General features: G+C 74.1%; 15 protein-coding genes and 3 pseudogenes. 9 read left to right on the plus strand and 9 right to left on the minus strand.

The annotated features are described in order from the left end of the window. Nucleotides 1-235, plus strand: a pseudogene (locus EYQ95_RS22045) (L-aspartate oxidase); the annotation flags it as partial. A gap of 13 nt (nucleotides 236-248) precedes the next feature. On the opposite strand, the gene EYQ95_RS22050 reads toward EYQ95_RS22045, so the two are convergent. After that, the gene (locus EYQ95_RS22050; RefSeq protein WP_025297891.1) at nucleotides 249-1,211 is read right to left on the minus strand and encodes an IS1595 family transposase; all 963 of its coding nucleotides are present in this window, start codon (nucleotides 1,209-1,211) and stop codon (nucleotides 249-251) included. Nucleotides 1,212-1,309: 98 nt separating this feature from the next. On the opposite strand from EYQ95_RS22050, the pseudogene EYQ95_RS26910 reads away from it, so the two are divergent. Continuing rightward, a pseudogene (locus EYQ95_RS26910) lies at nucleotides 1,310-1,441 on the plus strand (FAD-binding protein); the annotation flags it as partial. A 320-nt stretch (nucleotides 1,442-1,761) separates the two neighbouring features. Here the strand turns inward: EYQ95_RS26910 and EYQ95_RS22060 are convergent. Genes EYQ95_RS22060 through EYQ95_RS22070 form a run of 3 tightly spaced genes read right to left on the minus strand, consistent with a single transcriptional unit; the run spans nucleotide 1,762 to nucleotide 4,167 of the window. Then, nucleotides 1,762-2,208 (minus strand): CopD family protein, encoded by a 447-nt coding sequence (locus tag EYQ95_RS22060; RefSeq protein ID WP_132330602.1) that lies wholly within the window; start codon nucleotides 2,206-2,208, stop codon nucleotides 1,762-1,764. 44 nt (nucleotides 2,209-2,252) lie between these two features. Next, complete coding sequence (locus EYQ95_RS22065; RefSeq protein WP_132330604.1) at nucleotides 2,253-3,131, minus strand: U32 family peptidase; 879 nt, start codon at nucleotides 3,129-3,131, stop codon at nucleotides 2,253-2,255. 37 nt (nucleotides 3,132-3,168) lie between these two features. After that, nucleotides 3,169-4,167 carry a peptidase U32 family protein gene (locus EYQ95_RS22070; protein ID WP_132330606.1) on the minus strand — a complete coding sequence of 333 codons (999 nt, stop codon included), beginning with the start codon at nucleotides 4,165-4,167 and terminating at the stop codon, nucleotides 3,169-3,171. 122 nt (nucleotides 4,168-4,289) lie between these two features. Between EYQ95_RS22070 and EYQ95_RS22075 the strand changes: the two genes are divergently transcribed. Next, nucleotides 4,290-4,736 carry a hypothetical protein gene (locus EYQ95_RS22075; protein ID WP_132330609.1) on the plus strand — a complete coding sequence of 149 codons (447 nt, stop codon included), beginning with the start codon at nucleotides 4,290-4,292 and terminating at the stop codon, nucleotides 4,734-4,736. A 96-nt stretch (nucleotides 4,737-4,832) separates the two neighbouring features. On the opposite strand, the gene EYQ95_RS22080 is transcribed toward EYQ95_RS22075, so the two are convergent. Further along, complete coding sequence (locus EYQ95_RS22080) at nucleotides 4,833-6,308, minus strand: UbiD family decarboxylase (protein ID WP_132330611.1); 1,476 nt, start codon at nucleotides 6,306-6,308, stop codon at nucleotides 4,833-4,835. A 327-nt stretch (nucleotides 6,309-6,635) separates the two neighbouring features. Between EYQ95_RS22080 and EYQ95_RS22085 the strand changes: the two genes are divergently transcribed. The 4 genes from EYQ95_RS22085 to EYQ95_RS22100 all read left to right on the plus strand — a co-directional run bounded on the left by EYQ95_RS22085 (nucleotide 6,636) and on the right by EYQ95_RS22100 (nucleotide 11,466). Further along, entirely contained in the window at nucleotides 6,636-8,024 is a 1,389-nt protein-coding gene (locus EYQ95_RS22085; RefSeq protein WP_132330613.1) for an SH3 domain-containing protein, read from the plus strand. 30 nt (nucleotides 8,025-8,054) lie between these two features. After that, a complete protein-coding gene (locus EYQ95_RS22090; protein ID WP_132330615.1) occupies nucleotides 8,055-9,158 on the plus strand; it encodes a dipeptide epimerase in 1,104 nt (367 codons plus the stop codon). Between the two features lie 185 nt (nucleotides 9,159-9,343). Beyond that, nucleotides 9,344-10,159, plus strand: a complete 816-nt coding sequence (locus EYQ95_RS22095; RefSeq protein WP_132330617.1) for a L,D-transpeptidase — start codon at nucleotides 9,344-9,346, stop codon at nucleotides 10,157-10,159. Between the two features lie 32 nt (nucleotides 10,160-10,191). Continuing rightward, entirely contained in the window at nucleotides 10,192-11,466 is a 1,275-nt protein-coding gene (locus EYQ95_RS22100; RefSeq protein WP_132330619.1) for a dicarboxylate/amino acid:cation symporter, read from the plus strand. Nucleotides 11,467-11,603: 137 nt separating this feature from the next. On the opposite strand, the gene EYQ95_RS22105 is transcribed toward EYQ95_RS22100, so the two are convergent. Genes EYQ95_RS22105 through EYQ95_RS22120 form a run of 4 tightly spaced genes read right to left on the minus strand, consistent with a single transcriptional unit; the run spans nucleotide 11,604 to nucleotide 15,637 of the window. Next, nucleotides 11,604-12,263 carry a DUF2894 domain-containing protein gene (locus EYQ95_RS22105; RefSeq protein ID WP_132330621.1) on the minus strand — a complete coding sequence of 220 codons (660 nt, stop codon included), beginning with the start codon at nucleotides 12,261-12,263 and terminating at the stop codon, nucleotides 11,604-11,606. Next, the gene (locus EYQ95_RS22110; RefSeq protein ID WP_132330623.1) at nucleotides 12,260-12,895 is read right to left on the minus strand and encodes an OmpA family protein; all 636 of its coding nucleotides are present in this window, start codon (nucleotides 12,893-12,895) and stop codon (nucleotides 12,260-12,262) included. Before EYQ95_RS22110 ends, EYQ95_RS22105 begins: the two co-directional genes overlap by 4 nt. After that, nucleotides 12,892-14,949 carry a DUF802 domain-containing protein gene (locus EYQ95_RS22115; protein ID WP_132330625.1) on the minus strand — a complete coding sequence of 686 codons (2,058 nt, stop codon included), beginning with the start codon at nucleotides 14,947-14,949 and terminating at the stop codon, nucleotides 12,892-12,894. Before EYQ95_RS22115 ends, EYQ95_RS22110 begins: the two co-directional genes overlap by 4 nt. Continuing rightward, entirely contained in the window at nucleotides 14,939-15,637 is a 699-nt protein-coding gene (locus tag EYQ95_RS22120; RefSeq protein WP_132330627.1) for a DUF3348 family protein, read from the minus strand. The genes EYQ95_RS22115 and EYQ95_RS22120 overlap by 11 nt, the downstream gene beginning before the upstream one ends. 485 nt (nucleotides 15,638-16,122) lie before the next feature. Here EYQ95_RS22120 and EYQ95_RS27190 point away from each other — a divergent pair. Together EYQ95_RS27190 and EYQ95_RS26915 are read left to right on the plus strand one after the other, a co-directional pair. Beyond that, nucleotides 16,123-16,713, plus strand: a pseudogene (locus EYQ95_RS27190) (PAS domain-containing protein); the annotation flags it as partial. A 13-nt stretch (nucleotides 16,714-16,726) separates the two neighbouring features. Beyond that, nucleotides 16,727-18,289, plus strand: a complete 1,563-nt coding sequence (locus EYQ95_RS26915) for an ATP-binding protein (protein ID WP_243700038.1) — start codon at nucleotides 16,727-16,729, stop codon at nucleotides 18,287-18,289. Nucleotides 18,290-18,725 lie beyond the last annotated feature (436 nt).

Below are 18,725 nucleotides of genomic sequence, written 5' to 3' on the forward strand. Positions count from 1 at the left end.
CGGGCGTCCGGCCATGGCCGGCGTCGATCCGCGCGGCGACCTCGCCCCGCGCGACGTGGTCGCGCGCCGGCTCTGGCAGCTCGGGCGCGAGGGCGGCGCCTTCCTCGACGCCACCGCGCTGCCCGCCGGCTGGACGCAGGCCTTTCCCACCGTGGTCGCCGCCTGCCGACGGCACGGGCTGGATCCGTGCAGCACGCCGCTGCCGGTCACGCCGGCCGCGCATTTCCACACCTGATTAGCCCCGACCCTCAGCCATGAAAATTGCTCGCAGCGCGCAAGACCGGCTCGGGGCAAGGCTTGCAGCGCAGCATGGCGGTGGCCAGTCGCGGCAGCATCTCATGCAGGCGGAAGCGACGGTTGAACCGGTAGGCGGCTTCGGCCAGGTAGCGCCGCGCGTACTTGGCCTGGCGGATGGCGTGGTAGGTGCCGTTGATGGCGCGCTTGACGTTGCCCAGCAGCACGTTCACCCAACGCGCGCCCGGCGCCTCGGTGGCGGCACGGCCGCCGCCGGTGTCCAGCGTGGTGTGGGCGTGGCCGGCGTCTTCGAGCCGGCGGAAGCAGGCCAGACCGTCGGTATAGGTCTCGCACCCGGGCGCCAGGCGCCGTGCGATCCAGTCCTCGAGCGAGACGTTGTCGAAGCTGCGCACCGGCTCGATCACGGCCAGGCTCGGCGCGGCGAAGCGGGCGTCGGTCTGCACCGCGATCACGAAGGGTTGCTTGCCCTCGGCACCGCGCCCGCGCTTGCCGCCGTTGCGCTCGCCGCCGAGGTAGGCATCGTCGATCTGCACGAAGCCATTGAGCCGCCGGGGTTCCTCGCGCTCGGCCATGGCCTGCATGATCTTGTGCTTCATCCGCCAGGCGGTCTTGTAGTTGACTCCCAGGTGGCGCATCAGCTCCAGCGCGGCGAGGTTGGTCTTGGTCGCGGTCAGCAGGTGCAGGGCCAGCAGCCAGGTGCGCAGCGGCAGCTTGGTGCCCTCGAACATCGTGCCGGCGGTCAGCGTGGTCTGGTGCCGGCAGGCGCGGCACTGGTAGTAGACCGTCGTCCCGCGCCGAAACCGCGAGCGGGCCCGTCCAGTGCAGGCCGGGCAGCGGAAGCCTTGCGGCCAACGCCACTGGTACAGGGCACGGTAGCACTTGGCCTCGGTGCCGTAGCGGGCGATGAACTCGGCCATGGACAGGCCAGCCTGGAACTGCACGGAATTGATGCTCATGACGCCACCTCGTCGCCTTCAGGTGGCCGTATGCTCGGCGGTGGGCGACGCACATCCTGCGACTGGCGGCTGAGGGTCGGGGCTAATCAGGTTTCCACATGGGCGGCATCGAGGTGGACGCCTTCGGCGCCAGCTCGGTGCCCGGCCTGTACGCGGTGGGCGAGGTCGCCTGCACCGGCGTGCACGGCGCGAACCGGCTGGCCAGCAATTCGCTGCTGGAATGCGTGGTCATGGGCCACCGGCTCGGGCTCACCCTCGCGCAGGCCTGCCCGATGCCGCCGCCCGCGGGCGCGAGCCGGCTGTGCGAGGCGGGCCCGATGCTGGAGGAGCCCGCGCTGGCGCAACTGCGCGCGCGGCTGTGGCAGGCCGCCGGGCCGCTGCGATCGCCCGCGGCGCTGGCCCGCGCGGCGGACGAGCTGCAGGGCGCGGATGCGGACACGCGCGTGGCGGCGGCGATGCTCGCGGCGATGCGGGCCAACCGCCGCAGCGCCGGCGCGCACTGGCTGGAGCCCGAGGACAAGGCGGCGTTGCCGGCCTGAGCCGGCGGGCCTCAGGCGAACAGGCCGGTGCGCAGGCCCAGGCCGGCCACCACGAAGCCCACCGCCAGCGCGGTCACCGCCACGATGTGCACGGCCAGCGCCGGCAGGCGCGCGGCATCGAGCCGCGGAATGATCGACAGCCGCGCATGCGCCGCCAGCGCGACGGTGGCGGCCAGCAGTGCGAGCTTGGCCCAGACCAGCCGCGCCAGCGGCGAGTCCTCGAGCAGCGCGGCGGGCGATGCGAGCAGCAGGTGCGCCAGCCCGAGGCCGCTCGCCACCTGCACCAGCAGCGCGGGCAGGCCGATGCGCTCGTAGGCGGCCTCGAAGCGGCGCACGGGGTCCGGGTCGCGCGCCCGCAGGGCCGTGGGCAGCACCGACAGGCAGAGCACCAGGTGCCCGCCCGTCCACACCGTGGCGCCGAGCAGGTGGGCGGTCAGCAGGCTGGCGTAGAGGCTCATCGGTGTCCTGGCGGTGCGGGCGGCGGGCCAGCGGCATCGGCCGCTCAGCCGGCCAGCGCCTCGATCATGCCCGGCTCGCCATGCCAGTAGCCATTGCGGCGGCCCAGTGCCGGCGGCGGCAGCGGCATGCGCAGCGCCTGGTCGAAATGCGCCACCACCTCGGCCATGCCGGCGGCCTGCGGATACAGCCGCAGCAGGTCGACGCCGAGCGCGCGCAGCGAAGGCAGCTCGGGCGAGAGATCGGCGATGGCCTCGCCCTGCACCTGGATGCCGTTGATGCGCAGGAAGGCCTGGCCCTCGCGCGTGCCCAGCGGCAGCCCGTCGGGATGCTCGATGCAGCGGAAGCCGCAGGCGTCCTTGGGCAGGTCGAAGGCGCGCGCGGTGAAGCAGCGCGCCGAGTACGACAGCGGCAGCCGGCCCCAGGCGATCACCTCCAGCTCCGGCATCGCCGCCCCGTCGGCCACGTAGGCCGCGCGCAGCTCCTCCACGAGCACGCGCCCCTGCTCCACGCCCGGCACCCAGCGGCGCAGGCCGTCCTCGGCCAGCATCGCCAGCGTGCGGTGGTTGTAGACGCCCAGCGCGGGCCCGGCCACGAAGGGCACGCGCTTTTCCCGGCAGAGCTGCACGGCCGAGAGGTCGTTGGCCTCGACCCAGCCGCCGCCCTCCTCCACCAGCCGCGCCACCACGCCAAGTTCGGACTCGGCCTCGATCAGCGCCAGCGACGACAGCACCACCTCCTTGCCCGCCGCGCGCAGCTCCTGCGCCAGCGCGATCCAGTCGCGCGTGCGCAGCTCGCGGCGCTTGCTGCAGACCGTCTCGCCCAGGTAGACCACGTCCACCGGCCAGTCCAGCGCCTCGCGGTAGAAGGCCAGCACGCGCTCGCGCGGCCAGAAGTACTGCAGCGGGCCCAGGCTCAGCTTCATCGATGCGGTTTCCGAAAAAGAGGAGGCGCGGGCGCGCTCAGTGCCAGGCCCGGTGGTAGGGCCCCAGCGTGGTCTGGTGGCCTTCGGCATGTGCGGCCAGCGCCTGCTGCCAGGCCGGCTGCGCGGCCCAGTCGCCGCCGTCGCGCGCCAGGCGGTCGATGGCCGCGCGCCAGGTGGAGGCCACGGTGCGCACGTAGGCCGCGCCGCGCTGGCGGCCCTCGATCTTCAGCGCGGCCACGCCCGCACGCGCCAGCCGCGGCAGCAGCTCCAGCGTGTTGAGCGAGGTCGGCTCCTCCAGCGCGTGGAAGACCTCGCCGCCCACGTCGAAGCGGCCCTTGCAGACGGTGGGATAGCCGGCCGGCTCGCCTTCGGCGAAGCGGTCGATCAGCACGCCGTTCAGGCGCACCGTGCGGCCGCCGTCGGGCTCCTCGTCCCAGCGCACGAACTTCGCCGGCGAGCACACGCCGTGGCGGTTCGGGGACGCGCCGGTGACGTAGCTGGAGAGCTGGCAGCGGCCCTCGACCATGATGCACAGCGAGCCGAAGGCGAAGACCTCCAGCGGCACCGGCGAGCGCTCGCAGAGCCGCTCGACCTGCTGGATCGACAGCACCCGCGGCAGCACCGCGCGGCTGATGCCGAAGCGCTCGTGCATCCACGACAGCGCCGGCGCGGTGGTGGCCGAGCCCTGCACCGACAGGTGCCGCGCAAGCGTCGGATGCGTGCGCGCGGCGTAGTCGAGCACCGCGGGCTCGGCGGCGATGATCGCGTCGCAGCCGGCCTGGGCGGCGCGGTCCACCGCCGCATGCCAGGTGGCCAGGCGCGCGCTGTCGGGATAGGTGTTGAGCGCCAGGTACACGCGGCGGCCGCGCGCATGGGCATAGGCGATGCCCTCGCGCAGCTCGGCCTCGTCGACGTTGAGCCCCGGGAAGGCACGGGCGTTGGTCTGGTCGCGGAAGCCCGCGTAGACGGCATCGGCGCCGGCGTCGATCGCCGTCTTCAGGGCCGGCAGGTTGCCGGCGGGACAGACCAGTTCCATGCACGCCCCCGGTGTGAACGGCGGCCATGCTCGCGGCGGCGGGGCGCGCTGTCGTTGACCTGGATCAGGTGCGCGCGCCCGCGCAGCGCCGAAGATGGCCCCGTCGCCCCCGGAGCCGCGCCATGTCCCGCCCCGTCCTGCTGCCCCTCGCCTTCGCCGTGCTCGCCCTGGCCGCCGTGCCCGCGCAGGCCCACCGGCATGCCGCGCCCGAGGCGGCCACCGCCGCGCCGGCCGCGGCCTTCCCCGCCGATGCCGCACTGCGCGCGGCGATGGATCGCGTGCGCAATGCGGTGGAGGCCTTCGAGCACGCGCGCCACGGGCACATGGGCCCGGAGCAGGTGCGCGCGCTGTCGGCGCACCTGGACGCGCAGGTCATGCGCGTGTTCGCCGAATGCCGGCTGGAGCCGCAGGCCGACGCCTCGCTGCACGTGATCCTCGGCGTGATCCTCAAGGGCAGCCGCGCCATGCGCGAGGCGCCGGGCGACTTCGCGCCGGTCGATGCCATGGAGCGCGCGCTGGCCGACTACGCGAGGCTGTTCGACGACCCGGGCGTGGCGGCGACGCGGTAGCGTGACGCGGCGCGGCGGAGCCGCCGGCGCACCCGTCGTCCCGGGCGCGGCGCGGAACCGCGCGCGCCCTCGCGCCCACCCGCGATCCCTGCTCCGTCAGCGCGCCGCCGCGTCCGCTGACAGCGCCGCCCACAGGCGGTCGACGCGCCGCTCGACCTCCGCATCGGGCCGGATCGGCCGGCCCCAGTCGCGCGTGGTCTCGCCGGGCCACTTGCTGGTCGCGTCCAGGCCCATCTTCGAGCCCAGCCCGGGCGCGGGGCTGGCGAAGTCGAGGTAGTCGATGGGCGTGTTCTCCACCAGCATCGTGTCGCGCGCCGGGTCCATGCGCGTGGACATCGCCCACAGCACCTGCGACCAGTCGCGCGTGTCGATGTCCTCGTCCACCACGATCACGAACTTGGTGTAGGTGAACTGCCGCAGATACGACCACACGCCCATCATCAGCCGCCGCGCATGGCCGGCGTACTGCTTGCGGATGGACACCACCGCGATGCGGTAGGAGCAGGCCTCCGGGGGCAGGTGGAAGTCGACCACCTCCGGGAACACGCGGCGCAGGATCGGCACGAACACCTCGTTGAGCGCGCTGGCCATCACCGAGGGCTCATCGAAGGGCGCGCGGCCCATGTAGCTGCCGTGGTAGATCGCGTACGCCCGCAGGTGCATGCGGTCGATCGTGAGCACGGGGAAGCGGTCGACCGCGTTGTAGTAGCCGGTGTGGTCGCCGAACGGGCCTTCCAGCGCGGTGTCGCCGGGGTGGATGCGGCCTTCGAGCAGGATCTCCGCGCCGGCCGGCGCGTCCAGCCCGGTGGCCGCGCTATGCCACAGGCGCGTGCGCTCGCCGCGCAGCAGGCCGGCGAATTCGTACTCCGACAGCGTATCCGGCACCGGCGCCACCGCCGCCAGCAGCGTGGCCGGGTCCACGCCGATGGCCACCAGCACCGGGAAGGGCCGGGACGCATCGGCGGCCTGCGCGTCGCGGAAGTCCAGTGCGCCGCCGCGGTGCGCGAGCCAGCGCATGATCACGCGGTTGCGGCCGATCACCTGCATCCGGTAGATCGCCACGTTCTGCCGCGGCTTGGCCGGCCCGCGGGTGACCACCAGCCCCAGCGTGATCAGGGGGCCGGCGTCCTCCGGCCAGCAGCGCTGCACGGGCAGGCGCGCGAGGTCGACGTCGCCGCCCTCCAGCGTCTCGTCGAGGAACGCCGCCTCGCGCACCGTGCGCGGCGCCACGTGCGCCAGTTGCGCCAGCTCCGGCCAGGTCGACAGCGCCTGCCTCAGGCCCGAGGGCCAGCGCGGCTCCTTGATCGCCGCCAGCAGCTCGCCCAGCTCGCGCAGCGAGGCCAGTGGCCGGCCTGCCAGGGCCGCCTCGATGCGCCTGCGATGGCCGAACAGGTTGCCGAGCATGCGCGCGCCGCCGGGCGCCTGCATCAGCAGCGCGGGGCCCTGCGCCTTCAGCGCGCGCAGGCAGAGCGAGGTCGACTCCAGCTCGGGATCCACCGGCACCGGCACCTGCGCCAGGTCGCGCATGCGCTCGAGGCGGTCGAGAAAGCCGCGGAGGTCGTGGTCAGCCATGCGCAGGAGGCCCGGGAGCAGGCGCGGAGCATGGTGCGCGCACGCGCCGGGCGCGATGACGCAGGTCAAGCCCCGTCGCCTGCCCGCGCGTTGCGGCCGGGCGGTGTCAGGGCGTCGCGCCGCCCGCCACCGACCCGGCAGTACGCGGGTCATGCGTCGTCAATAACCTATGCTTGCCTCGTACGCTTGCAGACCGTCTGTTCCGACGCATGGGCGCCGGACTCCCGGACACTGCGCCGATCCGGCATCCGCGCGCCGCGATCGGCATCGCCATGCCCGCCGGAGACGTTGCGCGGAACGCCGTCGCCCCGATCGCAGGACCTGACCATGCGCCTTCCCCTCCTCCTGGCTGCCGCATTGCTGCTGGCCGGCGCGCCCGGCACGCCGGCGCGCGAATGGCGCGTGCCCGCCGCCACCGGCGTGATCGGCGTCGAGGCCGCGCAGCTCGACCCGGAATACTGGGTGGCCCGGCTGCCGTCGCCGGACCGGGTCGTGCTCGATGCGCAGGCGGTGGCGGCGCAGAACGCGCGCCTGGCCACGCTGGACCGCAGCATCCACGACCTGGACGCGCTGCCTGCCACGCTGCGCCGCGCACAGGTGGCGCAGTGGGTGGCGCGGCTGTCCTCGCGCCCCACGCGCCCGCTCTTCGGCGCCGATGGCGGCCCGCTTGCGCGCGCGACGCTCGACGCCGTCGTCGCCAATGCCGCGCTCGAGCGCGTCGCCGACCGGCCCACGCGCTACGGGCTGGTGGTGCATCGCGCGGCGCTGCGCAGCTTTCCCACGGCGCTGCGCGTGTTCAGCGCGCCCGACGACCGCGACATCGACCGCTTCCAGGAAAGCGCGCTGTTTCCGGGCGACCCGGTGGCGATCGCGCACGAGAGCCTCGACGGCCAGTGGTGGTTCGTGGTCAGCCCGCGCTATGCCGCCTGGATCGAGAAGCGCTTCGTCGCGCTGGGGCCGAAGGACGCGGTGCTGGGCTATGCGCGCAAGGCGCCCTACCGCGTGGTCACCGGCGCCCGGGTGCATACCGTGCACACGCCCGAGGAGCCGCGGGTGTCGGAACTGCAGCTGGACATGGGCGTGCGCGTGCCGGTGCGGGCCGACTGGCCCGTGTCCGAGCCGGTGAACGGCCAGCACGGCTACACCTCGCACGTGATCGAGTTGCCGGTGCGCAACGACGATGGCTCCCTGGCCTTTGCGCCGGCCCTGCTGCCGCGCATCGCACCCTCGACCGCGGGCTACCTGCCGCTGACGCAGGCCAACCTGATCCGCCAGGCCTTCCGCTTCCTCGGCGAGCGCTACGGCTGGGGACACGACTACAACGGGCGCGACTGCAGCGGCTTCGTTTCCGAGGTCTACCGCAGCATGGGCGTGGAGCTGCCGCGCAATACCGGCGACCAGGCGGTCAGCCCGGCGTTCAACCGCATCGCGCTGACCGGAGGCGACAGCCGCGAGCGTCGCATGGCGCTCCTGCGCGAGTTGCAGCCCGGGGATCTGGTCTACATCCCGGGCCACGTGGTGATGGTGATCGGCCAGGTCGATGGCGAGCCCTACGTGATCCACGACACCGCGGGCCTGAACTGGCGCGATGCCGGCGGCGGCCTGCAGCGCGCGAAGACCAATGGCGTGTCCGTCTCGCCGCTCACCCCGCTGATGGTCGACGCCACGCAGAGCTACGTGGACCGGATCACCAGCATCCAGCGCATCCGCCCCTAGGCGGCGCGCCCTGCCATCTCCCGATACCGCATGAAGATCACCGACATCCGCTGTGGCCGGCTCAGGGTTCCGCTGAAGACGCCCTTCAGGACCGCGCTGCGCACCGTGGAGGCCGTGGAGGACATCGTCGTCGAGGTGCATGCCGACACCGGCCACGTCGGGTACGGCAGCGCGCCGGCCACCGCGGTAATCACCGGCGATACGCACGGCTCCATCCTCGAGGCGATCGGCCGTTACATCGCGCCGCGCCTGGTCGGGCAGCACATCGCCGACCTCAACCGCACCACCCGGCTCGTGCAGACGTCGCTCGAGAAGAACACCAGCGCCAAGGCGGCGGTGGAGATCGCCCTCTACGACCTGTTCGGCCAGCTCTACGGCGCGCCGCTCTACAGGATGCTCGGCGGCGGCGATCCGGCGATCACCACCGACATCACCATCAGCGTGGACTGCATCGACAGGATGGTGGCCGACTCGCTGGGCGCGGTGGAGCGCGGGTTCCAGGCGCTGAAGATCAAGGTCGGCACGGACATCGGCGAGGACATCGAGCGCGTCAGGGCGATCCACGCGGCAGTGGCGGGGCGCGCGCTGCTGCGGCTGGACGCCAACCAGGGCTGGACCGCCAAGCAGGCCGTCTCCGCGATCGGCCGTCTCGAGGAGGCGGGCGTGCAGCTCGACCTCGTCGAGCAGCCGGTGAAGGCGCGCGACCTGGCCGGCATGCGCTACGTCACCGAGCGCGTGCACACCCCGATCATGGCCGACGAGAGCGTGTTCGGGCCCATCGACGCCATCGAGCTCATCCGCATGCGCGCGGCCGACATCGTCAACATCAAGCTGATGAAGACGGGCGGGCTGTCGAACGCCATCCGCATCGCCGACATCGCCGCGCTGCACGGGGTGGAGTGCATGATCGGCTGCATGCTCGAATCCAGCATCGGCGTGGCGGCGGCGGTGCACCTGGCGGTCGCGAAATCCGACGCGATCACCCGGGTCGACCTGGACACCCCGGCGCTCTGTGCGTGCGACCCGGTGGAAGGCGGCGTGGTCTTCGACGACTCGCGGATTTCCATCACCGACGCGCCGGGCCTGGGTATCCGCCGTATCGACGGGCTGGAGCCGCTCGCGGCCTGCGCGTGAACCCGTGCGTCGCAGGCGCGCCTGGGCCGCCTGCGCGCTGCCGCGACTCCGTGCCCGGCCGCACGCGGCCCGCCTGCTGACCTGCAGGGCGGACCCGGGCTCGACGGCTTGCCGCGCGCCCCGGGCGCACTCGACCGCAACCCCGAGCCCATGCAGGATCTGCCGATCCACCGGATGCCTCGCCGATGCCCAGTACCCATCCCACACCTTCCCGCCGCGTCCTGCCCGCGCTGCTCGCCGGCCTGCTCACGCTCGCCCTCGCCGCATGCGCCGGTGGCGCGCCGCAGCGTCCGGCGCAGGCACGCGCCTGGGCCGAGGCGGAGCAGATGATCGTCGTCACCACGGCGGGCTGGGACGTCGACCACGGCCTGCTGCGCCGTTTCGAACGCGCGCCCGGCGCGGGTGCGCGCTGGACGCAGGTGGGCGAGGCGGCGCCGGTGATGCTGGGCCGCACCGGCAGCGCCTGGGGCCTCGGGCTGCATCCGCAGGCCGCGTCGGGGCCGACCAAGCGCGAAGGCGACGGCCGCGCGCCCGCCGGCGTGTTCGCCCTTGGCACCGCCTTCGGCTATGCGCAGACCGCGGCCACGCGCCTGCCCTACCGGGCGATGACGGCGAGCGACTACTGCATCGACGTGCCGGCCTCCCCGCTCTACAACCGCATCGTCGACGCGCGCGAAGTCGGCGAGGCCGCGCTGGCGGGCTCCACCGAGCCCATGCGGCGCGACCTGCACGCCAACGGCGATCCGCGCTATCGCCTGGGCTTCGTGATCGAGCACAACCGCGAGGCGCGGCCCGGCGCGGGCAGCTGCATCTTCGCCCACCTCACGCGCCGCGCCGGCGAGCCCACGGCGGGCTGCACGGCGATGGCCGACGCGGTCATGGAGCAGACGCTGGCCTGGCTCGACCCCGCGCGCCGGCCCGTCTTCGTGCTGCTGCCCGATGCCGAGTACCGCCGCCTGCAGGCCGGCTGGGGCCTGCCCGCGCTGGCCGCCGCCCGCTGAGGCACGCCTTCGTCCTCCTTCCGGAACTGCCCGTGTCCACCACTGCGCGCGTACTGCTCGGACTCCTCCTCGGCGCCGTCATCGGCCTGGCGCTGGCGGCCTCGGATGCCGCACTCGCCGCGCGCGTGGCCGACGCCGTGCAGCCCATCGGCCGGCTCTGGCTCAACGCCCTGCAGATGACGGTGGTGCCGCTGGTGGCCGCGCTGGTGATCCTCGGCGTGAACACCGCGCGCGACGCCGCCGCCTCCGGGCGCACCGCGCGGCGGGCGATCGCCTGCTTCCTGGTGCTGCTCTCGCTGGGCGCCGCGCTGGCCGCCATCGCCGCGCCGCTGCTGCTCTCCTGGCTGCCGCGTCCGCCCGGGCTGGCCGAGTCGCTGGGCGCGGCCGAGGCGGGCGCGGCGCAGCTGGCCGTGCCGGCCTCGTTCGGCGACTGGTTCACCGGGATCATTCCCAGCAATGCGCTGGCCGCCGCGGCCGCGAGCGCGATGCTTCCGCTGGTGGTGTTCGCGCTGTTCTTCGGCTTCGCGCTGGCGCGCATCGACGCCGCGCGCCGCGAACGCCTGCTCGAGCTGGTGCAGGCGATCGGCGACGTGATGATCGTCATCGTGCGCTGGGTGCTGTGGGCCGCGCCGCTGGGCGTGTTCGCCCTGGTGCTGGCGGTCTGCGCGCGCGTGGGCGGCGGCATGCTCGGCGTGTTCGGCACCTACATCGGCCTGCAGGTGGTGCTGTACCTGGCGATGACGCTGCTGCTCTACCCCATCGCCATGGTGGCCGGGCGCGAGCGCCTGGGCCGCTTCGCCGCGGCGATCCTGCCGGCGCAGACGATCGCCGCGAGCACGCAGTCCTCGCTGGCCTCGCTTCCGGCCATGCTCGAGAGCGCGGGCACGCGCCTGGGCTATCCGCTGCCCGTCACCTCGCTGGTGCTGCCGATGGCGGTCTCGCTGTTCCGCATCACTAGCCCCATGCAGTACGTGGGCGTGGCCGCGTTCATCGCCTGGGCCCATGGCGTGGACCTCACCGCCGCGCAGCTGGTGGCCGGCGCCGCGCTGGCGGTGGTGATCAGCATGGGCTCGGTGGGCCTGCCGGGGCAGGTGAGCTTCATGGCGACCAACATGCCAGTGACGCAGGCCATGGGCCTGCCCGTCGAACCGCTGGGCGTGCTGCTGGCGCTGGACACGATTCCGGACATGTTCGCCACCGTCGGCAACGTCACCGCGGATCTGACCGCCACCAGCGTGGTCGCCGGCGGACAGCGCGGCGCCGGCGACGCGGCGGACGAACCAGGCGCTTCGCCGGGGGCGGCCTGACGGCGCCGTGCTGGCGGAAGGCGGACGGGGCCTCAGCCCGGCCCGTTCCGGAGGGCTGCAAGGGCCGTCCCACGCGGCACGTCGCTGCCCGCGCATGCCGGGGTCCAGCGGGCGCCGCCGCCCGGTGCTGACGGGGTTCAGGCCGATGACGCCTTGGACCCGCGCGGTCTCCTCGATACCTTCCGCGGCGCGCTATGCCCGGACGCAAGGGGAAGCGTGTTGCCCGCAGCCGCTTCCCCCCGTGCCAGATCCTCGAGCCATGCCAGCGCTTCGACATGCGCCAGCATCGCCTGCAGGTAGGCCGGCGACGCGGCGCGCATGAGCTGCAGCGCGCGGTGCACGAGGCTGGCGGAGTTGAGCGGGCCGGCGTCGGCGGGCGGTTCCACCAGCGTCTGCCGCAAGCGGCTTTCCGACCGCAGCAGGCTGCAGGCGCGCAGCGCCTCGTCCAGCACCGGGGTCGCAGGCTGCGCCGCGGGGGCCGTGAACGCCGCATCGCGCAAGGCGGTCTGCCGGGCAAGGTGCTCGAGCAGCGGGGACAGGGCCGATGCACGGGGCGTGGGCGGCGGCGGGCGGGCGGTGGCGTCCGCCGGGGCCGCGCGGCAGCGCAGCCGCGCGGCATAGGCCTCCATCCGCTGCCGCAGGCGGGCCTCGAGCAGGGCGCGTAGCGCGGTGTCCTGCCTGGCGGCGCGCTGCGCGAGCGCCTGCATGCACGCGAAGCCCGGCGGGTCCAGGCGGTCGAGCCCCTGGTCGCGCCAGGCGGCCAGCGTCGCGCGCGCCTCGTGCACGTCCCCGGTCATGGTGCCGCCGTCACGCGGGGACGCGGCATCGGCGCGATCTCCACGCGCCGGTTGCGGGCACGGCCGGCCTCGTCGGCATTGGAACCGACCGGCTGCTGCGAGCCGAAGGCCGCCGCGAACACCGAGTCGGCCGGCACGCCGGCGGCGATCAGCGCCCGCGTCACCGTGAGGGCGCGCTCGGCCGACAGCTCCCAGTTGTCGGCGAAGCGCCCGCTGCCGCCACGGACGCGGCGGTCGTCGGTGAAGCCGCTCACCATCAGGATCTCGTGGCGGCTCCGCAGGTAGGTCGCCAGGGGGCCGGCGAGGCCGTCCAGCAGTTCGCGCCCTTCCGGCTGCAACTCGTCCGAGCCCAGGGCGAACAGCACGTTGCCGCGGATTCCGATGCGCCCGTCGACCAGCGTGACGCGCCCGCTCGCCAGCGGCGCGGCGAGCGCCTGCTCGAGCCTGCGGTCGCGGCGGGCCTTCTCCTGCCGCTGGCGGACCTCCTCGTCGAGCTGTCGCGACAGCTGCATCTGCATGCCGATCACGCCGACCAGGATCAGCACGAACACGCCCAGCAGGACCGACATCAGGTCGCCGAAGGCGGCCCAGATCGGCGCGGCGCCGTCGCTGTCGTCGAACTCCACGCTCATGCGTGCGCGGCCCGGTCCGCGTGCGGCGCAAGCTTCTGCAGCTCGCCGATGATCTGCCGCTGCGTGAGCACGGAGAGGTCGACGACCTCGCGGGCCTGGGCCACGTAGTAGGCCAGCTGGTCGTCGCTGCGCGCCAGCGACTGCTGCAGCGCCCCTTCGATGGCCTGCAGGCGTTCGACCAGCTGCGTGTTCGCCTCGCCGAAGCGCTCCACGGCCGCCCCGAAGGCATCGCCCAGGCTCGCCACCTCGATCGCACCGGCCGCGAGGCGATCGGCCGCGGCGTCGAGCCGGCCCGCCTGGGCGTCGACCTGGACGCCGAAGCGGGCCGTCACCCGGTCCAGGGCATCGGCCGAGGCGGTGATCAGGGCATCGATCGCACTGCGTTGTTCGGCCGAGGCGTGGTTGACCGCGGCCAGCAGGGTGTCGACGGTCGCCAGCAGGCGGCCGCGCTCCTCCAGCATCGCGTTGTCGCAGCGCAGGGTATCGGTGAGGGTCTGGCGCAGCTCGGCGATGACCGCGGCCGCGGCACGCGGGGCTTGTGCGGCCTCGTCCACCAGCCGCGCGATCTCATCGAGCGTGCCCCGTGCCTGCGCTTGCATCTGCGCTTCCAGGCGTGCCTGCAGCTGCGCGTGGGAATCGCCGACGCTGGCGACCAGCGACGCGGCGTGCGCCTCGAACGTCGCCGCCGCGGCGGCCAGCGCGCGGCCGTTGTCTTCGGCCAGCGCGCGCCCCTGTTCGGCCTGCTGCGCCAGCATCGCGGCCCAGGCGGCGGACGTGCGCTCGCCCGTCGCCTCCAGGCGCGTGGCCGCCAGGTCCAGCGCCTGCGCCTGACCGGCGGCAAGCGCCTGCGCCTGCGCGTCCTGGCGGGCGAGCGCGTCGCGCCAGGCCTGCGCGGCCGCGTCGGTGGCGGCGTCGAACCGGTCGGCGATCCGATCGGCAAGCGCCCCCGCGCGGTGCTCGAATGCCGCGTCGAACCGCGCGAGCGCGTCGCCGAGGCGTTCGGCCAGGCGTTCGTTCGCCCCGCGTTGTTCCGCGGCCGCGCTGGTCCACAGGCCTGCGACGGTGGTCGTGCCGGCCTCGAGGGTCCGCGCGAGTGCGTCGAGCTGGTGGCGCGTCGCCCGGTCGACGTCGTCGCGCAGCGCGGCGGCGTGCTCCACCAGCGCGGCAAGGGTGGTTTCGGCCACCGGCTGCAGCGCCGCGCCCGCCGCGCGCGCGCTTTCGGCGACGCCGGCCTGCAGCATGCGCTCGAGCGAGGCGGCCAGTTGCGCCTGCCCGGCCTCGATGCGTGCGTGGAAGGCCGCCTGGTCCGCGAGCTGGCGCTCGTGGGCGGCCGCGCCCTGCTGCGTGATGGCCGCCATTGCCTCCGTGAGCCGGTCGACCAGCGCGGGCATCACGTCGGCCTGCCGCTGCAGCAGGCGCAGGGCTTCGTCGCGCTGGTGCGAGCGCGAGTGGCCGCGCAGGCGCGTGGCGATGGCCTCGTCCAGTTTCAGCACGGCGGCGGCGCGCTCGCGGCGGCAGAGCGCGGACAGCAGGCCGAGCATGGCCGAGGCGGCCACGCCCGCGATCGAGGTGCCGAACGCGAAGGCCAGGCCCTGCACCGGCGCGGCGAGGGCGCTGCGGATCGCATCGAGATCGCTGGCGCTGGCCAGCGCCGCGCCCGTTCCCTGCAGCGTCGCCATCATGCCCAGCAGCGTGCCGAGCATGCCGAGCAGCACCAGCAGGCCCACCAGGTACGGCGTCAGCGCCGGGGCCGGCAGCGGCACGCGCTCGCCTTCCACGCGCTGGCGCACGACCTGGCGCAGCGACGCCGGCAGCGGGGCCAGCCAGTCCGCCAGGCGGGCCACGGGCTCCGTCGTCGCCTCCACCGTGCGCGCCAGTGACGAGGTGGCGCGTCCGTAGCGCTGCAGTTCGACGCCGCCGGCCACGTAGCAGCCGGCGATGAGCAGCACCACCGACAGCGCAGGCAGGCTGGTGCCCGCGTAGCCCGCGGCGATCCAGCCGAGTGCGGCCAGTCCGGCGAGGAAGATGACGGGTTTGAGCAGGTTACGGGGCATGGGGATCCGGTCGGGTGCGGAGGGCGCCGAGCAGGCCGCGCGCGGGCTGCAGGCGGACGTCGAGCTCGGCGACGAGCAGCTGCTTCATGTCGCGCTGGAACAGGGCCAGCCACGCACGCGGGGCGGTGGATGGGGCATGGGCGGTCGTGGCGTCGTCGGCGCGCAGGCGCTCGAAGTGCGCGGCCACGCACGCGGGCAGCATGGACAGCAGCGAGCGCTCGCGCTCGCCGACCGCCTGCTCGAGCGCCGCGTCCACGGCGGCGAGGCGGGCGAGCGCCGCGCCGTGCTGCCCAAGCTGGTGTCGCAACCGGCGGCGCAGCAGGTCGACGTCGGCGCTCATCACCTGCTGGAGCGCCGTGTAGCGCTGCCGGTAGAACGCCGCGCCGGGGTCACCGGCAGGGTCCGCCGCGAACGCCCGGTCCCGCTCGATGATGCGCAGGAGGCTGCTCCGCAGGGCGAGGCAGTCGTCGGTGCCGTCGTCCGTCGCGGCCACGTCCGGCGATGCCCGGCCGCGGGGCACGTCCAGCGCGGAGGCCAGTGCCACCGCCTGCGGCCAGCCGATCCAGCCGCCCAGCCGCGCGGCGAGTGCATCGGGAGGTGGCGGGGCCTGCGCGCCCGCCAGGCGCGCAACCAGGCGAACGAGCGCAGGCCCGGGCGCCTGCGCGTGCGCCGGATGCTGGAGGTCCACGGGTATCTGCGCCCAAAACGGGAATTTTACCGCCTGGCGCCCGCCCGTTCCGGCGGGATGGTGCCGGCAGGGCAGGAACCGGGCGCCCGGCGCATCGTCCGACGGCTCCGGGCGATCGCGGCGGGCCGCCCGCCCGCGTGGCACGCTCGGCTCCGGTGAAGCACCCGGCAGGTCGCCGCTGTGCCCGGGCACCCGGCGGGAGGGCACCCCTGCCCGACGCGTATAGTCCCCGTCCTGCGCCGCAGCACCGTCGCCACTGGAAGTCCGTCATGAGCCGCAACGCGGGGGAAATGCCCGGGTCCGGGGGCATCAGCGTCTCGGATGGTCCACACCTGCCGCGCACCGCACTGGTGCAGGCGCGTTTCGATGCGCTCATGGCCGCCACGTCCGACGTGGTCTACCGCATGAGTGCCGACTGGGGCGAGATGCAGCCCCTGGACGGGCGTGGCCTGGTCCCGAGCAACGAGGCGCCGATCCGCGACTGGATGGAGCGCAACCTGCCGCCTCGCGAACACGCGCGCGTCCGGGCGGCGATCGCGGAGGCGACGGCGCGCAAGGGCGTGTTCGAGCTGGAGCACCGGGTCATCCGGCCGGGAGGCGAAGAGGGCTGGACCCACTCGCGCGCGGTCCCGATCCTCGATGACGCCGGCCGGATCATCGAGTGGCTGGGCGTCGCCCGCGACATCACCCAGGCCAGGCTCGCCCAGGAGGCGCTGCAGGAGAGCGAGCAGCGCTTCCGCGCCGTGTTCGAGCAGTCCACCGGCGGCATCGCCCAGGTGGACCTGGAGGGCCGGTTCGTGCTCGTCAACGACCGCTACTGCGAGATCGTCGGGCGCAGCCGCGAGGAGTTGATGGGGCTGCGCATGCAGGACCTCACGCACCCGGACGACGTGCCGGGCAACGTCTCGCTGTTTCACGAGCTGGCGCAGGGGCAGCGCCCGGGCTTCATGATCGAGAAGCGCTACCTGCGGCCCGATGGCTCGCACGTCTGGGTGCAGAACGCGGTTTCGGCGATCAGGGGCCCCGACGGATGCGTGCGCTACATCACCGCGATGGTGGCCGAGATCACCGGCCTGCGCGGCGCGCGCCGTGACCGGCTTCGTCGGCACGGTGGGCGACGTGACCGAGCGGCGCATGGCGGAGGAGGTGCTGCGCGAGAACGAAGCGCGGTTCCGCCTCATGGCCGACGCCTCGCCGGCGGCCCTGTGGATCACGGACGCCACCGGCTGCTGCACCTTCCTCTCCCGCCAGTGGTACGAGCTCACCGGCCAGAGCGAGCAGGAGGCCCTCGGCCTGGGCTGGACGACCGCCACGCACCCGGACGACCAGGAGCGTGCGGGCAGGATCTTCCTCGAGGCCAACGCCGCGCGGACGTTCTTCCGGACCGAGTACCGCCTGCGCACCGCCGACGGCGCCTTCCGCTGGGCCGTCGACCTCGGCCGTCCGTGGTTCGCCGAGGACGGCGAGTACGCCGGCATGGTGGGCGTGGTGTTCGACATCGACGACCGCAAGCGCGCCGAACAGGCCCTCGAGGAGGCGAGCCGGCGCAAGGACCAGTTCCTCGCCACGCTCGCGCACGAGCTGCGCAATCCGCTGGCGCCCATATCGAACGCGCTGCAGGTCTGGCCGCTGCTGGAGCACAAGCCCGAGGAGGCCGAACGCCTGCGCAGGATGATGGGGCGCCAGGTCAGGCAGATGGTCCGGCTGATCGACGACCTGCTCGACGTCTCCCGCATCACCCGCGGGAAGATCGAGCTGAGGACTGAGCGACTCGACCTGCGCACCGTGCTGGGGGCGGCGATCGAGGCCCAGCGCCCGTTCCTGGATGCCCACGCGCACGCCCTGCACGTCGACCTGCCGGGCGAGCCCCTCGTGATCGACGCCGACGCCGGCCGGCTGGTGCAGGTGTTCGGCAACCTGCTGCACAACGCGGGCAAGTACACGGCGCCGGGCGGCCGGATCCGCCTGGCGGCCCGGCGCCAGGCGCAGCAGGTGCACGTCACCGTGTCGGACAACGGCGCCGGCATCCCGGTCGACATGCTCGCGTCCATCTTCGAGATGTTCACGCAGGTCGACCAGTCGCTCGGTCGAACGCACGGTGGCCTCGGTATCGGCCTGACCCTGGTCAAGACGCTGGTCGAACTCCATGGCGGAACGGTGGAAGCCAGCAGCCGGGGCGCGGGCTCGGGGAGCGAGTTCACGGTCTGCCTGCCGGCGGCCGCGCACGGCGATGACGCGTCCCTGCCGCCCGCCGTGGACGGGCGTGCGCTTTCGCCCCTGCCGGTGCACCGCGTGCTCGTCGTGGACGACGTGCAGTCCTCGGCGGACACCTTCGCCCTGATGCTCGCGGGCCTGGGGCAGCAGGCGCACGTCGTCTACGGCGGCGCGCCGGCGCTCGAGGCCATCGCGGACTTCCGTCCCGACATCGCGTTCGTCGACATCGCGATGCCGGGCCTGGACGGCTACGAGGTCGCCCGCCGCGTGCGGGCCATGCAAGGCCGGCCGCCGGTGCTCGTCGCCCTCACCGGGTACGGCCAGGAAGACGACCGCCAGCGCGCCCTGGCTGCCGGCTTCGACCGGCACCTGGTCAAGCCCGCACGCCTCGCCGCCCTGCACCGGCTCATCGAGGCGCTCGCCGGGGACCGCTGCTGACCGCACGCCCGTCCGTGCCGTTCGCATGGGCCAGCTTGCAGCGTCGGGAGCTGCCTTCCGCCAGCCCTCCGCCAGCAGGCGGTTGGACGGCGCGATCGGTTCGCCAACCCCGTCTGCCGCCCATCGACAGCCCGGAGCGCGCCTCCCGCGCCTGTTCGTCCCGCGGTTCGCCCGCACGTGGCGGCGGCGGATGATCCGGTCCCGGGCGGTGAGCAGGGGTCGCAGGCGCGGGCGCGCCGCAAGTGCATGGGTACCGCGCCAGCCGCGGCAGGCTGGATGCCCACGCGCGGATCCCGGAACGGGCGGTCGGCCGGCACCCGGTCGCGCCGCCGGATCAGCGGCTCGATGTGCAGACGTTCGACGCGGCGCTGAAGCACTGGCGCGTGGATGCTTCGCGCGCCCGGCCGGGTCGACGCAGCCGGAGGGGCACGCCGCC

It is taken from the genome of Lysobacter sp. N42 (genome assembly GCF_004344885.1).

What these genes read in the sequence shown, in the direction of transcription:
- EYQ95_RS22085 (WP_132330613.1), top strand. Translation starts at nt 6,636, where the DNA reads ATGCGCCTTCCCCTCCTCCTGGCTGCCGCATTGCTGCTGGCCGGCGCG.
- EYQ95_RS22060 (WP_132330602.1), bottom strand. Translation starts at nt 2,208, where the DNA reads ATGAGCCTCTACGCCAGCCTGCTGACCGCCCACCTGCTCGGCGCCACG.
- EYQ95_RS22115 (WP_132330625.1), bottom strand. Translation starts at nt 14,949, where the DNA reads ATGCCCCGTAACCTGCTCAAACCCGTCATCTTCCTCGCCGGACTGGCC.
- EYQ95_RS22070 (WP_132330606.1), bottom strand. Translation starts at nt 4,167, where the DNA reads ATGGAACTGGTCTGTCCCGCCGGCAACCTGCCGGCCCTGAAGACGGCG.
- EYQ95_RS22095 (WP_132330617.1), top strand. Translation starts at nt 9,344, where the DNA reads ATGCCCAGTACCCATCCCACACCTTCCCGCCGCGTCCTGCCCGCGCTG.
- EYQ95_RS22090 (WP_132330615.1), top strand. Translation starts at nt 8,055, where the DNA reads ATGAAGATCACCGACATCCGCTGTGGCCGGCTCAGGGTTCCGCTGAAG.
- EYQ95_RS22050 (WP_025297891.1), bottom strand. Translation starts at nt 1,211, where the DNA reads ATGAGCATCAATTCCGTGCAGTTCCAGGCTGGCCTGTCCATGGCCGAG.
- EYQ95_RS22110 (WP_132330623.1), bottom strand. Translation starts at nt 12,895, where the DNA reads ATGAGCGTGGAGTTCGACGACAGCGACGGCGCCGCGCCGATCTGGGCC.
- EYQ95_RS22080 (WP_132330611.1), bottom strand. Translation starts at nt 6,308, where the DNA reads ATGGCTGACCACGACCTCCGCGGCTTTCTCGACCGCCTCGAGCGCATG.
- EYQ95_RS22075 (WP_132330609.1), top strand. Translation starts at nt 4,290, where the DNA reads ATGTCCCGCCCCGTCCTGCTGCCCCTCGCCTTCGCCGTGCTCGCCCTG.
- EYQ95_RS22105 (WP_132330621.1), bottom strand. Translation starts at nt 12,263, where the DNA reads ATGACCGGGGACGTGCACGAGGCGCGCGCGACGCTGGCCGCCTGGCGC.
- EYQ95_RS22065 (WP_132330604.1), bottom strand. Translation starts at nt 3,131, where the DNA reads ATGAAGCTGAGCCTGGGCCCGCTGCAGTACTTCTGGCCGCGCGAGCGC.